At 52.4% G+C, this 15,324-nt stretch carries 10 protein-coding genes and 1 pseudogene; 1 reads left to right on the top strand and 10 read right to left on the bottom strand.

The window, feature by feature from the left end:
- Positions 1–539: 539 nt before the first annotated feature.
- Positions 540–1,547, bottom strand: a complete 1,008-nt coding sequence (locus ACA049_RS14650; RefSeq protein WP_497336553.1) for a DNA-binding protein — start codon at positions 1,545–1,547, stop codon at positions 540–542.
- Positions 1,548–1,728: 181 nt separating this feature from the next.
- Between ACA049_RS14650 and ACA049_RS14645 the strand changes: the two genes are divergently transcribed.
- Complete coding sequence (locus tag ACA049_RS14645) at positions 1,729–2,682, top strand: site-specific integrase (protein WP_497336551.1); 954 nt, start codon at positions 1,729–1,731, stop codon at positions 2,680–2,682.
- 124 nt (positions 2,683–2,806) lie between these two features.
- Here the strand turns inward: ACA049_RS14645 and ACA049_RS14640 are convergent, their stop codons facing one another.
- From ACA049_RS14640 to ACA049_RS14600, 9 genes and pseudogenes are all read right to left on the bottom strand, one after another.
- A complete protein-coding gene (locus ACA049_RS14640; protein ID WP_497336549.1) occupies positions 2,807–4,315 on the bottom strand; it encodes a hypothetical protein in 1,509 nt (502 codons plus the stop codon).
- Positions 4,299–5,309 carry an ATP-binding protein gene (locus ACA049_RS14635; RefSeq protein WP_497336547.1) on the bottom strand — a complete coding sequence of 337 codons (1,011 nt, stop codon included), beginning with the start codon at positions 5,307–5,309 and terminating at the stop codon, positions 4,299–4,301. Before ACA049_RS14635 ends, ACA049_RS14640 begins: the two co-directional genes overlap by 17 nt.
- A 9-nt stretch (positions 5,310–5,318) precedes the next feature.
- Positions 5,319–7,364: a hypothetical protein gene (locus ACA049_RS14630; RefSeq protein ID WP_497336545.1), complete on the bottom strand. Its 2,046-nt coding sequence runs from the start codon at positions 7,362–7,364 to the stop codon at positions 5,319–5,321.
- Complete coding sequence (locus ACA049_RS14625; RefSeq protein ID WP_497336543.1) at positions 7,361–8,041, bottom strand: hypothetical protein; 681 nt, start codon at positions 8,039–8,041, stop codon at positions 7,361–7,363. Before ACA049_RS14625 ends, ACA049_RS14630 begins: the two co-directional genes overlap by 4 nt.
- Before the next feature lie 369 nt (positions 8,042–8,410).
- Positions 8,411–8,710 (bottom strand): annotated as a pseudogene (locus ACA049_RS14620) (cupin domain-containing protein); the annotation flags it as partial.
- Between the two features lie 101 nt (positions 8,711–8,811).
- Complete coding sequence (locus ACA049_RS14615) at positions 8,812–11,709, bottom strand: sensor domain-containing phosphodiesterase (protein WP_497336541.1); 2,898 nt, start codon at positions 11,707–11,709, stop codon at positions 8,812–8,814.
- A gap of 185 nt (positions 11,710–11,894) precedes the next feature.
- Positions 11,895–12,716, bottom strand: coding sequence for a polyphosphate kinase 2 (ppk2, locus tag ACA049_RS14610; protein WP_497336539.1), 822 nt, complete (start codon positions 12,714–12,716; stop codon positions 11,895–11,897).
- 207 nt (positions 12,717–12,923) lie between these two features.
- Positions 12,924–13,121, bottom strand: a complete 198-nt coding sequence (locus ACA049_RS14605) for a YbdD/YjiX family protein (protein WP_109631600.1) — start codon at positions 13,119–13,121, stop codon at positions 12,924–12,926.
- 12 nt (positions 13,122–13,133) lie between these two features.
- Positions 13,134–15,194, bottom strand: coding sequence for a carbon starvation CstA family protein (locus ACA049_RS14600; protein WP_497336537.1), 2,061 nt, complete (start codon positions 15,192–15,194; stop codon positions 13,134–13,136).
- Between the last annotated feature and the right edge of the window lie 130 nt (positions 15,195–15,324).

Genomic DNA, 15,324 nt, shown 5'->3' with positions numbered 1-15,324 from the left:
TTCATGTCGATTACGCAGAAGGCACGGTCTAGCATCGTTGGCATGGAACTCTCTCCCGCCCCTACCGCCTACGCTACCGAAAGGATCGGCAGTGCCGATTACACAGCGCGGCAGCAGGCATGCTCGCTATGGGGGTTTCTGTCCCTCGTGACAGGTAGAGATCGGCCCACCAGGAACGCCAGACTGACGCCGAAGCCGATGAGGGCCGGAATTAGAATGAAACCTTTTTCGACTATATAAGCGCTCCTTGGTAGGAATTAAAGCGTTCCTTTACTTAGGCTTTCTCCCCGCTCGAGACGCCTTAGAATTCGCGGCAACTTTCCTTAAGCCCTTTACGCATTGAGACCCACCCTGCTCATTTTTGGCGTCACCTTCTTCACGCCTGACGGGACTCGCCCAATACGCTTCAATGGCCCCGAACAACTGTCCGAAGAAACCATCTGGTTCAAGCGCTCATGCGCATTTTTCAGGTCAAGAGTGCTTGCAACGGAACCGCTGCCCACCGCGTCAAATTTGATCAAAAAAACTCTCCCTTGGTCTTATTTTGTGGGGCTTTCATTGTCTGCATCAGGATGAGTTGTGGTTAGTCGTAGCTGAGTGAGCTCCTCAAAATATTGCTCCGACAACCTCTTGGCTTCGACCAATTGCACGCTTACCTGCGCCAAGCCTTCCTCTAGCCGCTTGGATTCGGCGCGCGACATGCCAAGCTGTTCCTGGAGCGTTTCTTTTGCCCCGTCTGCCTTGGCAACTGCTGTCTTCATGCTAGCAATCTCACCGCTCAACCGAATCGCTGCATCTTCATTTGTTGCCGCCGCTTTGGCCTGCAGTCGCGCCTCACTTAATAAGCGCTCGTTATCTCTGTTGAGTCGAGTCAGTTCATCCTGCTTGAGCATTAACGTTTGCTGCAGCTGTCGCAGCTCAACCTGAACTTGCTGCACCTGTCCTTCGTGTCGTTGCTGCTCCTGGTCACGCTGCTCCTTGACCGCGTTGCGGTAATGTTCCAGCGCCTCGCGGGCGTGAAGGTGCTTTTCTTCCAGAGAGCGGATCTGCTCATCCTTCTCCTGCACGCGAATTTCCAAGTCACTGCAATTTTGGCTCAGGCGGGCATTGCGGGTGAGCTCGGCTTGCAGGCTTGCCTGACAAATCTGCAACTCATCCGCTTGAAGCGCTAACGCTCCTTTCTGACTATCCACTTCACGCTGCAATGAGGCGAGTTCGGCACTCAAGCCGTCGAGCTTTTGCTCCAGCTCGCTGCGCTGCTCGTCGAAGCGCGCCTGGGCGTATGCAAGAGCTTCGCCTCCCTCCTCCGTCATTCGCTCTAAGAGGCCGGCAACAAGCTCGGTCAATTCATCACTCAGCCGCTCTTTAGAGGCCCGAGGTCGAGGGTCAAAATCTTCTATTTCCTTCAAATAACGGTGAATAGTCGTCTTTGAGCCGGTATTTCCAAGTTCGATGCGCACGGCGTCGATGCTCGGATTCTCTCCCCGAGCCAGCAGCGATTCTCGCGCTTTTTGGACAATTGCCTTGTTAATTCCGCCGCGTGCCATCTTCCTCTCCTACGATTTCATACTGTTCTACATACTACGTGTATACATAGCACTTTATAGCTATAAAAAGAACGATATGAGCGCTATTCTTTGATAAAATAATCGAGCGTTATCGCATCATAGAGGTGGATTTGGACTTTTCCGTTGCTGGAAAAGGTACGTTTCACGCATAAGGGTCGAGATGAACAAGGTTGATCGTTACCTGCAGGCTGGCACCCGGGAAAACACCCGACGCAGCTACCGCGCCGCGGTGGAGCACTTCGAAGTAACGTGGGGCGGGTTTCTGCCGGCGACTGGCGATGGCATCGTGCGTTACCTCGCCGCGTACGCGGACAAGCACACCATCAACACACTGAAGCAACGCCTGGCTGCACTAGCGCAATGGCACGTCACTCAGGGATTCCCTGACCCGACAAAAACACCAACCGTTAAGCAGATGATCAAGGGCATTCGGACATTGCACCCGACCCAAGAAAAACAGGCAGCCCCTCTCCTTCTACTTCACCTGGAACAAGCGGTGGGTTGGCTTGAGCGGGAGGCGGCTCTGGCGGCTGAGCGTGACGACTACAAAAGGGTGATGAGGCATCGACGGGACATTGCCCTATTGCTGATAGGATTCTGGCGAGGTTTCCGGGGTGACGAACTGGCTCGCCTGCAGATCGAGCACACCCAAGCAGAATCAGGGATAGGCATTACCTTCTATTTGCCGCACACGAAAGGCGATCGACAACACCTAGGTACTTCATTCCACACCCCTGCATTGAAGAAGCTTTGTCCTGTGCAGGCTTACATCAACTGGATCACCGTGGCCGGCATTGCGCGGGGGCCGGTTTTCAGGAAAGTGGATCGATGGGGTAATTTGGCTGAGGACGGCATCAACTCAAATAGCCTGATACCTCTGCTTCGCCGAATCTTCGAGCAGACAGGAGTCTCGGCTGAGCTTTATAGCAGTCACTCCATGCGCCGCGGATTCGCGACCTGGGCTTCAGCGAACGGATGGGACATCAAGGGATTGATGAGTTATGTGGGCTGGAAGGATGTGAAATCGGCGCTGCGATATGTCGATGGGAGCACGTCGTTTGGAAAGATGGCCGCGAGCAATGTAGAAACGAGTCTTGTAGGGCGCGATCATTAAATTCGACGCTTGGATTGCATTTAGTGAGGCACCGCCAGGCCTGTATCCGACGTTTCGCCTTGCAATAACAATAGGCGGGCCAAGGCTATGAAGTATTATCAAGATCATCATTTTAGCACAAACTCTAAAGTTCGCATGAACACTCACCACTTGCGAATCGATCATGCATCGCACAGAGAACGTTTTCGTTGTTCAGTAATGCAGACGAAAGAAATTCATCGACATGCACAGTTAGGGATTGCTTTCGACGACGCAGGCAATCTGGAATGCTAGCCTCCAAACTGTACTGTGGATTCTCCATGAATAGATATGAATCCCAGTAACATGAATACCTGTATTCGAGTGCGGACTCGTGACTTCCGATATGTACTAAGTTGAAAGCCGCGTTATCATACCTAGACGAAACAACCAATTGCTTACAATTCATACTCTTATAGTGGCGCAATGCTCCCCAAACTCTATAAAAGCTTGCCAATAAATAGTACATATACAACTCAAATTCACAGAGTATGGTTGTTCGTGGTCGAGACTTGAACTCATCACTCTTGCAATTAACGTCTTTTTTATATGGATGCAAAAAAGTCCATGGCGAAACACCCCAATCCTTTGAGAAAACTATGAGGTAAGCCATAACGCAGGGGCACACCGCTGCGATATTTAACTCGTACCAATCACCACTTTTGGTCATCACCAACCGGCTCAAGCATCGTCTATGAGATCGTAAAAACCTTCGAAATACATATCGGCGAATGGCTTTGGCGATCAATTTCATTGTTGTAGCATCAATTTGAGGCTGAGATTGGTTTAAGCATTTTATCCGCGCACGATGCAAAATCCCCCAAAAGGGCAGTTTCCAGGCAAGCTTTGAACGCGGAAATTTGAAAATAGATATTTTCTCACCAAGCTTGCTTGAAAAAACAGGATTACCTATACGGTCGGTCAAAAAGTCGATGGCCATTTGCTTATTTGAAGTTGAGTTGTTTTTGGTGGCAATAACTTCATACACGGCGTGCCCTACCAGATCGGTGCTCCGCTGAACCCAATCCCTCAAGCCGGAGCACCAGACCTGAACTTGTTCATTAAACTGCTCTGTTGCCGGCGAAGACGGCAAAACCCCAAGAGCGATATCTAAGTGTTCACATTGCCCGGAAACGCCATATATGCCCTTATTAGCAGAAAAAACCAAATCAAGGGCGGAGGTGCATTTTTCGCAAGTCTGCAACTCCTCTTTATGCCAAGGACAACAAGTAATATGCTCGAAATAAAATACTACCGAATGATAGCCAAATTTAATACACTGGGGGCAGTGACGAATTGCTACTTTTGGCCTAGTATATATAGGCGCGCACTCTGAAGATGTGGGAGGTGGAAACCAGCCATCCATATATGAATAGCGCAGATCATTTAACGAAAGTCCCGCAGCCGCCTCAATTTTCCAATGTGGTAATTCGCCCCCGCACCACCACAAGTTACCCTTCCGTCGAATGCTTTTATTTGGGTTAAGGATTTTACGCAACGATATGAGATCGCCTATGTAATTCCATTTTAGAATATTGATAAATACCAGCCACGACGAAGAGTATGGAAATGTCATTTTCGGAAAAATCAAGCTGAGGCTATTTATTCGATTCATTTTTTACTGCACTCTCATGCATGTTATTGGCATAGTTATGTAACTGAGACTCCTTGGTAGCGGACTTTATAACATCCTCCGTCAATACGAAATCTGGAGCATCGTATTTTCTAGATCTGATTAAGATCAGCCTGAATACCTCAAATATGGAAACGGTTGGCAAGTTTTCCAGATCTGCATTCTTAGCCGCCTCCTCCATAATTTGATATATTTCTACGGCATACGAAGTCATCCTAAATCCAGCCGTAAAAGCATTAGGTAGAAAAAATTGAGTATAAGAACATTCACTACCAAGAGGGTAAGTGAATATTGCATCATACATAGACAATGTTTCGCTCATCCAAGCGTGATCCGTGCATCGAGGAAGATCATATTGCTCATTGAGAAATCTAACAATTAATTCTGGGCGCCCTTCCGCGCGCAGTAATGTGATCGTGTGCTCTATCTGAGTTTGGCTAAAGCCGATCAATGTCACTGCTATATTATGCAACCCCAACTCATTCTGAAGAAATTGTAAATTCTCGAAGTCCTCCATTTTCAGGGCTTGAAGTTCATCAATGAAAATGACTAGATGCCGGCCACCAAGCCCCCTGAGTCGGCTTTCGATAGCATCCAAAACAAGCACGCGCACTCTGTTTGAGTCAGGCCGCTCCGGAATACGAAGGTTCATGCTTCGAGCTATAATACGAATAATACTTTCATTCACTTTATGACCACTGATCCTGGGATCCGCGGTTACGTGAATTACAAATCGATCCCGGAAATCTACGTGCTTCTGTACAGCGGCCACCACGAAATTACAGATTTTCGTTTTACCCATTTGAGGCGCCGCACTGTAGATCAAGCTTTTTTTGTGGAGCATTACAGCATCCAATATGTTTTCTAGTACTTGCGGCATGCTTGGGGTTAAAATATTGTAATCGTTCGTCACTAATGGATGGCGTCGAAAATAGGAAGATTGTTGCTTAGGGTCTGTCGGATCGAAATCGCTCATAGAACCACCTTAGAGCTTTTTGACCAAAGCAATAAGATCTATAGTGCTTGCTGGAACTGTATAATCTCGATGTGGTGTTGGCTCAACAGGCTTAGATGAAATGAAAGTCTCAAATCGTTGTGATGTAGATTCATCGTCCCACTCATCTTCCGTCGATCCGCTCGTAATCTCGCGCTTGAGCCTGTCAAGTTTAGATGCAGAGGATCTATCTTGCTTTTTTTCGGCCTCTGCTGCCTGAAGCTTTCTCTCTAAATATCGCATATAGGCATCTACCGGACATTCACCTTGTACATACCAAAGAATTTTTTTATATTTTAGTGAGTTAATTTCTTTGCGAAGCTTGCGGCTGTGTGGACGTAGATTCCACGCACCTAGGACTGTAAGAGGGCCAAGAGGCTCCCCAGTTTCAAGGAATGCATGAATAACACGAATGTCGCGCTCATCAACTTCGATAATAATCTTCTTGCCGATCGCGGAAGGCGCGCTTCTCAATCGCCCTGAGCTATATCTGGCACTCTCGAAATTTACGTAAGGCCTCAGTCCTTTCTTTAAATTAGCTCTAACGAAACACCACTCTTTAACGTGGACCATGCCTATTGACTTTTTCTTTTCAATCGGGGGAAGTCTTGGAATAAAATGCCCGTCATCCATCCCAATAAGTTGTTCCAGCGCATTCAGTGGGGATTGGTATCCCAGCCCTTGAGACGGTTCCGAATTATGATTGGCAAAATAAGTATAGATAAGCTGTTCAAGGACGTTGCTTTCCATCATCAATAGCCTTGCGGTTTCGCCAGGTTTTTTGGCTCTGCCCTTGTCAGGCCCTGCACCAGTTGTGCTAGGTAGTCTCTTGAAAAGATCGGCTGTCAGGCGCCCAAAGGTGTTTTCTACGTTTGGACGCCTCTCAAAACGTCCGGGCACGCCAAATTCGAATAAAGAACCCAACTGTTTTCTGAGCGTGCTGTTCACCTTTGTAGACAAGTTCACAAGAGCATTATCGAGATGGATGCATGTGGGTAACGCTTGCCTAAGCTCAGGTATTATATCCGCAGGAAATCCTGCGCCAGGTTTGAGGCGCAAGCCAGGAATTACCTCCTCGGGTACGGGGCGTTTCTCCCCGAACATCTCACGGATTAACGCAACAACATCTTCGTCAGTTACGTCGTCGCCATAAACTACTCGAAACCACAGAATGGCAGTTGTTGCTATCTCGACTGCTGCGAGTACATGAAGACGTTTTAGTTCCTTGTAGCTATAAATTCCCGCGGAGTTAAGCATCCCGAGGACGAATTCCGAATCAAGCGTGTGACTGTCAATCTCTATTCCTTCAAGCAATCCTAGTAACCGTGTAAGGGATGAATGGCCAGTGCCCAACGGGATATGCGCGATTCCCGCACTGTCCCCCACAATAACCACTGATCTTGTAAAATTCCTCATACGAATTTGCCTAACATAATCATAAATAGTTCGTGCCCCGAAATACTTTGTATTTAAAGGCCATTCCACTGACGAATGTTCTTGCTCTTTCAAATACTTCATCAGTGCAGAATGCACATCCTTAGGCCTGATAGCAAATTCATGTATAGACGATTTTAATTCGTCATATGAATGATTTGCTGACTTCGATTTATGCCGCAGTTTCTTTTTTAGTATTTTAGAGTCTAGCAAAGGCTTTAGATCGGGATACCGCTCGAAAAGTAGATTGAGAACTCCTGCCAAGCCTGACCCTTTGGGCCAAGCTGATGAGCCTAGCGACTTCGTTCGGGTATAACTCTTAATAGCAAAATTTGGTAACAGTGCGCGAAGTCCGTAAGGCAATCCATCAGGGGCGACCTTCAGACACCGCTCTACCATCTTTCTAATGTAGCTGCCATCCACTGAGGTCTCTAGCTTGATGTCCGCAATCGATCTTCCAGCCATGTACATGTCTAGGGCATTCTTTCTATACCGATATGACTGACATGCATCAGGTGACAGCGCTTCAAAGGAAATTTCTTCCCAGGGCATCGTAGCCTTGATGAGCTCAATGACTTCTGCACGGGAGCGTCGGGTTTTCATGGTGATCGCCAAGGAGTATTGTAACCAAAGCCCTTCGCATCTGCTTTCACCTGGATCGAGCCGGTTAAAATGCTTCTACATATAATACCTAATGCAATCGCTGGATCTGGGATCGGGAGCACCGACAGTAGAGAGCGGATAGTGCCCTCGCCTTCTACCGCGACCATCGAGGCGACCAAGCCGGCTTCATAATCTAGCTCGCAATCCCTTACTTGTGAGACAAACGCGACAACCTTTAGCCAAAAGCTCAACTGCTTTGAATTCAGTTTCAAACGCGCAGCGGGAACGCGGACAAGTTGAGCCTGATGCGTTATGAGATCTGCGCTCCGAAAGCGGACGGGCAAAACTTGCGGATTTGTCTCGAAATTTTCGCTAGCATCGATTTGATGAAATTCAATCACGCCCCCTGCACATTCAACCCAAATTACTCTCAGTACTTCAAACGCATCTGATCCGTCCATCCGCCAGTCAACGCTTACCTCCTCATCAAATGCGAAGCTCAGAATATTTGGATTTGCTTCAAGCTCGGAAGCCCAATGGATTAACTCCAGATCCCCCAGTAGCACAAGGTCATCGTGCATTTTCGGGCTGTAGGTCATCCACATGCTTCGGTTCTTGCCGTTGGTCTTTCTGCCAGACATCAATTGACTTCGGCGATGCCCTTTCAATGACGTCATACCAGCGCCCTCGAATCTGTTACAGAGAAATTAAATTACTTCCAAGAATTCTAGTTCGAATTTCGGCTCTTTTAAGGATCAATTCGAAGCTTCTATTGTTCCTGACATAGCGATATACTATAAAAAGTCAATTTTCGACGGCCATAGAGTCTTGCGAACCAGGCACACATCACAGTTCGGCCTTGAACCTAGCGTTATAATTAGTTAGCAACAATTTTACTTCTTCTTGTTACGGCGACGTCATTTTTACTTCCGAAATACTGAAGTAAAATAATTGGTTTGGGTCAGATCTTAAAATGACTTAAAAACTAAGCTGCTGATTTCTAAAGGTTTTACAAAGGAAGCGTTGAGGCAGTAGTTACTTCGACGTACTGTTTTTAATGTGCCGTCTGGAAAAATCAGGCTGTACTGAATCGCGTCTCCCAAATGGTAGTAATGCACGATGTCTGACTGGTTGAGATGGAAATGACCTGTCGGCGAATCCTGGGTCAGCAAATAGTAAATGGACGTCATCAAGTAGCGCGGGCCGCTATCCGTTTCAACCATGGCGTGGTGATCCGACTGGAACGTCCTGCGGTAGAAACCACCTTCCGTATGAGGCTCCAGATCCAGTGTTGCGATTAATGCCTCTGCGTCAGGAACGGCGGCTTTAAACACAGGATTGGCCATCTGGATTGAGCCCTCTCATAAGCGACTATGAACTTTAATATTCCAATAAAATATAACTACGCTAAATGTGTGTTTAGTTTAGTTATATAAATTATCCAACCCTAGCGACCGACCAGCGAAGTTTCCAACAACGCCTGCAACCCCATCGGCTTGGCAAAATAATAACCCTGGGCCTGCCCTGCCCCTATTTCGCGCAGCAAGACAAGCGTCGCTTCGTCCTCGACACCTTCGGCCACCACGCTGAGGCCCAGGGATTCGGCCATCCGCACAATCGCCCGCACGATCGCGCGACTGCGGGCACTGGTGGTCAGTTCGAGGATGAATGACTTGTCGATCTTCAAACCGCTGAAACGGTATTGATGCACATAGCTCAGGGATGAAAATCCTGCACCGAAGTCATCGAGCACCACTGACATGCCGTTGTCGGCCAATTGCTGCATGTTCTGCCGGGCAATAGCTGGCTCGGCCACCAATGCTCCTTCAGTCAACTCCAGACAAATACGCGATGGTGCGACCTGGTGCAGCGCCAACAGTGCAAGCACATCACTGGCGAAATCCGGGCGCGTCATGCTGTAACTGGAGCAATTGACGTGCACCGCAGGCCAATTGGCGTGCTGGGGTTGGGCGAGGATCACTGCGACGCTGGTGAGCATGTACAGGTCCAGTCGACCGATCAGACGCAAACCCTCGACATTCGGCAAAAACTCACCCGGCGCGATCACTCGGCCGCCCGGCTGATGCCAGCGGATCAACGCTTCAAGGGCCAACAGTTCGCCGCTTTCGACGCTGACAATCGGCTGGAAATAGGGCAGCAGCTCATCGGTACGTTTGAGCGCATTGCGCAAGGCCCCTTCTCGCTCCATCTGGTCCGAGACTTCACGGCGCACTTCCTGGTTAAACACCGCGTAGCTGTCGCGACCGGCACTTTTGACCCTGTACATCGCCGCATCGGCATCGCGCAGCAAGTCGGCTGGCTCGTGATGGAACTGACTGTCGGCGCTGACAATGCCGATGCTGCAGGACGAAAAAACTTCATGGCCATTGATGAAAAACGGCAGGTCAAACGCCACCAGAATCCGTTCGGCGATCTCGATCAGCACGTCCAGCGGCGCCTCGGGAGCGAGAACCGAAAATTCATCGCCCCCCAGTCGCGCGAGCATGTCGGTGTCGCGCAGGCAACTGCGTAAACGGTGGGCGGCTTGCATCAACAGCAGATCGCCAAAATGGTGGCCGAGGCTGTCGTTGACCATTTTGAAACGATCAAGGTCGATGAACATCACCGCCAAGTGCCCGCCTTCACTGCCGAATCGCGACCAGGCCTGATTGAGGTGCTGTTGCAGGTAGGTACGATTCGGCAGCCCGGTCAACGCATCGTGGGAGTTTTCGTGCTGCAACTTGGCGTTGGCGTGATCGAGTTCACGGGTCCGGTTCTGCACCCGGGCTTCGAGTTTGAGATTGGCAGCGTGGATCGCTTCGGCGGCCGTGCGGCGCGACAACGCGGTATCAATGTGCCGCGACACGAACGTCAGCAATTCCTGGTCACGCTGGCTATAACGCACCTGCGAGGTATAGCTTTGCACCGCCAGCACGCCACGCACGACATCGCCATCGAACAACGGAATGCCCAGCCAGGAGTAGGATCGGACAGACTCATGGCCCAATTCGATTTCACCCTGCGCGGCCAATCGCTCAGCCTCGCCGGCGTCAATCAGGCAAGGTCGACGCTGACGGATGACGTACTCGGTCAAGCCCCGGCGACCACGTCGGGCCTTCGGACACGTCGTCTGGCGCTCATCGACATAATAAGGAAAGGTCACTTCACCGGTGGCGTCGTCGAACAGTGCGATGTAGAAGTTCTGCGCGAACAGCAAATCGCCGACGATGCCATGCAAGGTTTCAAACAGCTCGGCCATATCGCCAGGCTGGCTCGACAGTTCGGCAATCTGGAACAGCGCGCTCTGCAAATGCTCGGCGCGCTCTCGCTCTGCCACTTCCTGCCTCAATGCATCATTGAGTGCCGAGAGTTCCAGGGTGCGGCGCATGACGATCCCTTCCAGGTTCTCGCGGTGCAGAATCCGGTCCAGCGCCATGGCCACGTGGCGGGCCACCACCAGAAACAGCGCGCGATCTTCAGCACTGTAGGTACGGGAAACGTCATAGACCTGCATCGCCAGCATGCCAAACACGTCATCCGAAGCGTTTTTCAACGGTGCGCCCATCCAGAACTCGGGACGATCCCCCACGCAGTAGAAGCGGCCCTCGGCCTGGGCTGCGCGAATGCCGGCGGCATCAATCAGTAACGGCTGGCCCGTGGTCAACACCTGGCCGGTCAACGACAAGTGCGAGGCGTCGAGGTATTCGTAGTGCTCGGCCTCCACGGCATCAACGTCGATGATGTCGACGTAGTACGGGTAGTCGATCTTGCCAGTGTGCGGGTCATACAGCGCGAGATAGAAATTCTCGGCGTCGATCAGGCTCGCCAGCAGTTGATGAACCCCCACCAGAAATACAAACCGGTCGCGGGTCGAACTGGCGAGGTAGGTAATTTCATACAGCACACGCTGAGTAATCTGCGCACGGGCCAGGGTGTTGGTCTGCACCTGAATGCCCAGGCGCTGGGCAAACTCGGCGAGCGCCGGCTCTTCGGCGTCATCGACTGGCGCGAGTAGCCAACCCAGCACACTTTCGCCTCTGCCGGTTGGCCAGCGGTGCAAATGCCGAGTCTGGCAAAAGGCTTCGAATTCTTCATTGGCAACGCTGGATGGCCACTGCACCTGCGAGTCGCCCTGCCCGACCAAATGCATTTGTTCACCGGCGCGGTACACCACCCATGCAGTGGTGTGGCCCCAGTGGCGCGCTGAGGCCAGCAATTGTTCGACCGCGTCGTCGTTGCCAGCGTTATCCAGGCCGACAGACTCCGAACTCCCTTTTAGTTGAGCGGCGACAGCGTCGCAATCGATCGATTGCCGCGAGGAGTCGGTCAATGGACGAACACTCATCAGCGCTCCCTGAGCCAAGAACTGGCGATACTCATTTATTGTTTTCTAGCAATAGGCCAATGAGCTTCCCGTTTAAAGCTTATATAAGTTTTTTTCAATCGTTTTATTCGCTTTAGTGCAAACCTACGGGTTTGCCCCAACAAGTTTTCGCCGGACGACAATGACTTTTCATTTCATGACAATTGTCAGAACTTCTCAGCGACCCGTTTGAGCGGGTAATCCGACTCGCGATACCCCCCCGGCCGCTGCCGTTTGGGCAGCTTCACTTTCTCGCGCGGCACCTCCTCATAGGGAATACGGCTGAGCAAATCGGTGAGAATGTTCAGGCGAGCCCGCCGCTTGTCATTGGAGTTGGCCACCAGCCACGGGGCATGTCCGGTATCCGTCGACTTGAACATGTCATCGCGTGCGCGGGAGTAGTCATACCAACGGCTGTAGGACTTCAGGTCCATGGCGGTGAGTTTCCAGATCTTGCGCCCATCCTTGATGCGTTGCTCAAGCCGACGGGTCTGTTCCTCCGGGCTTACTTCCAGCCAGTACTTAAGCAGGATAACGCCCGAGTCGACGATGGCGCGCTCCACCAGAGGGATGGCCTTGAGGAAACCGGCGACCTGCTCTTTGGTGCAGAACCCCATCACCCGCTCGACGCCGGCGCGGTTGTACCAACTGCGATCGAAGATCACCACTTCGCCCGCCGCCGGCAGATACGGCAGGTAGCGTTGCACATACATCTGGCTTTTTTCCCGGTCGGTCGGTGCAGGCAACGCAACCACCCGGAAGATCCGCGGGCTGACGCGCTCGGTCAGGGCCTTGATGGTCCCGCCCTTGCCTGCCCCGTCGCGCCCCTCGAAGACAATGCAGATCTTGATGCCCTTCTGCTTGACCCACTCCTGCAGCTTCACGACCTCGACATGCAGCCGGCGCAGTTCGCTCAGGTAGTCCTTGTTTGACATCTTCTCGACGTCGGTGGTGTTGCCTTTTTTGGAGCGCTTCTTGTCCTTGGACATGACCCAACCCTCACAGTCGATGTGACCGATGAGTTTAGTCGATGGGTCAGGATTTACAGGCTGGCAGGAGGAACACAAAACAAATGTGGGAGCGGGCTTGCTCGCGAATGCGGTGTGTCACTCAACATTAATGTCGATTGATACGACCTCTTCGCGAGCAAGCCCGCTCCCACAGGTTTTGCTTCACATCATGACTGACTCAGCAGGTCAACAGCACTTCGGCCCGGCCTTGCTGCCGTAACGCGCCTCCTGGCGTTCCCGGAAGAACACCTCATAGCTCATCACCGGTTTGTCCGGGTGTTTGCTCTGCATATGTTCGACGTAGGTGTCGTAGTCCGGCATGCCGACCATCAGGCGCGCGGCCTGACCGAGGTATTTGCCGAGACGACTCAGGTCATTGAACATTAGCGCCCTCCTCTATCGAACCTGCGGCATTGCCTGGAATGGCGCTTCTTTATCCGTACGCTCCTTGGTGCCCCAGGCGGCAATGCCGACCTTGAGTGCAAAGAACAGAATGCTGAAGACCACCAGCAGGAACAGCGCCGTCAGAGTTGCGTTGGTGTAGGCGTTGTAGATCACGTGGTGCATCTGATCGATGCTTTTCGCCGGAGCGAGGATCTGACCGTTGGCCAGCGCGTCGCTGTACTTCTTGGCCAGGGCCAGGAAACCGATGGCCGGGTTGGCGTCGAACAGCTTGATGAAGCCTGCGGTGGTGGTGCAGATCAGCAGCCATACGGCTGGCAACATGGTCACCCAGACGTAGCGCTGGCGTTTCATTTTGATCAGCACGACGGTCGCCAACATCAGCGCGATACCGGCGAGCATCTGGTTGGAGATACCGAACAATGGCCACAAGGTGTTGATGCCGCCCAGTGGATCGATCACCCCCTGGTACAACAGATAACCCCACATCGCCACACAACCGGCGGTGGCGATCAGGTTGGCGGTCCAGGATTCGGTGCGCTTGAGGGACGGCACGAATGAGCCGAGCAGGTCCTGCAGCATGAAACGTCCGGCACGGGTACCGGCGTCGACTGCGGTCAGGATGAACAATGCTTCAAACAGGATCGCGAAGTGGTACCAGAACGCCATGGTGTTTTCACCCGGCAGAACGTGGTGCAGGATCTGCGCGATGCCGACTGCCAAGGTCGGTGCACCACCGGCACGGGCCAGGATGGTGGTTTCGCCGATGTCCTTGGCCACCGCTTGCAGCGCTTCCGGGGTGATTGCAAAACCCCAGCTGCTGACGGTCTGAGCGACCGAAACAGCATCGGAGCCAACCAGCGCCGCCGGGCTGTTCATGGCGAAATACACGCCAGGCTCAATCACCGAAGCCGCGACCATCGCCATGATGGCGACGAAGGATTCCATCAGCATGCCGCCGTAACCGATGTAACGGGCATGGCCTTCGCTGGCCAACAGTTTCGGCGTAGTGCCGGAAGCAATCAGCGCGTGGAAACCGGAAACCGCGCCACAGGCGATGGTGATGAACAGGAACGGGAACAACCCGCCTTTCCACACCGGGCCAGTGCCGTCGATGAACTGGGTCAGTGCCGGCATTTTCAGATCGGGCATGGTGACCAGAATGCCGATCGCCAAGGCCACGATGGTGCCGATCTTGAGGAAGGTCGACAGGTAATCACGCGGCGCCAGAATCAGCCACACCGGCAATACCGCAGCGACAAAACCGTAGCCGATCAACATCCAGGTGATCTGAATGCCGGTGAAGGTGAAGGCTTTGGCCCAGACCGGGTCAGCAGCAATCTGCCCACCGAGCCAGATCGAACCCAGCAGCAACAACACGCCGACGATGGAAATTTCACCAATGCGGCCCGGGCGGATGTAGCGCATGTAAATGCCCATGAACATCGCAATCGGGATGGTCGCCATCACCGTGAAAATACCCCACGGGCTCTCGGCCAGGGCTTTCACGACGATCAGCGCCAGCACCGCAAGGATGATGATCATGATCAGGAAGCAGCCGAACAGCGCGATGGTGCCAGGGATGCGGCCCATTTCCTCACGGACCATGTCGCCCAGGGAGCGGCCGTTGCGGCGGGTGGACATGAACAGGACCATGAAGTCCTGAACCGCACCGGCCAGCACCACACCGGCGATCAGCCAAAGCGTCCCGGGCAGATAGCCCATCTGCGCGGCCAAAACCGGGCCGACCAGCGGACCCGCACCGGCGATAGCCGCGAAGTGGTGACCGAAAAGCACGTGTTTGTTGGTCGGCACGTAGTCCAGGCCATCATTGTTGATGACCGCGGGCGTGGCGCGATTGGGGTCAAGTTGCATCACCTTGGTGGCGATGAACAGGCTGTAGTAGCGGTAGGCAACGAGGTAGATAGCGACTGCTGCGACTACGATCCACAGGGCGTTGATCGCTTCGCCGCGGCGCAGGGCCACGACACTTAGCGCAAACGCTCCCAGGACAGCCACGGCAAACCAGGCGAGGTGTTTAGCCAGACGGGGCATAGCGTGTCTCCTGCCGACAGCCAGTGACTGCGGCGGTAATTTTTATAATTGTGTCCGCGGTGCGGAGCTGGCCCAATATCCCCGCATGCCGTCTACAAATAAATCCGCGTTACTACGTACGTGGCGCCTA

This window comes from Pseudomonas sp. LBUM1662 (genome assembly GCF_059695915.1).
Note: the sequence above shows the minus strand (reverse complement) of the source record. Positions and strands in the feature narration are given on the sequence as shown.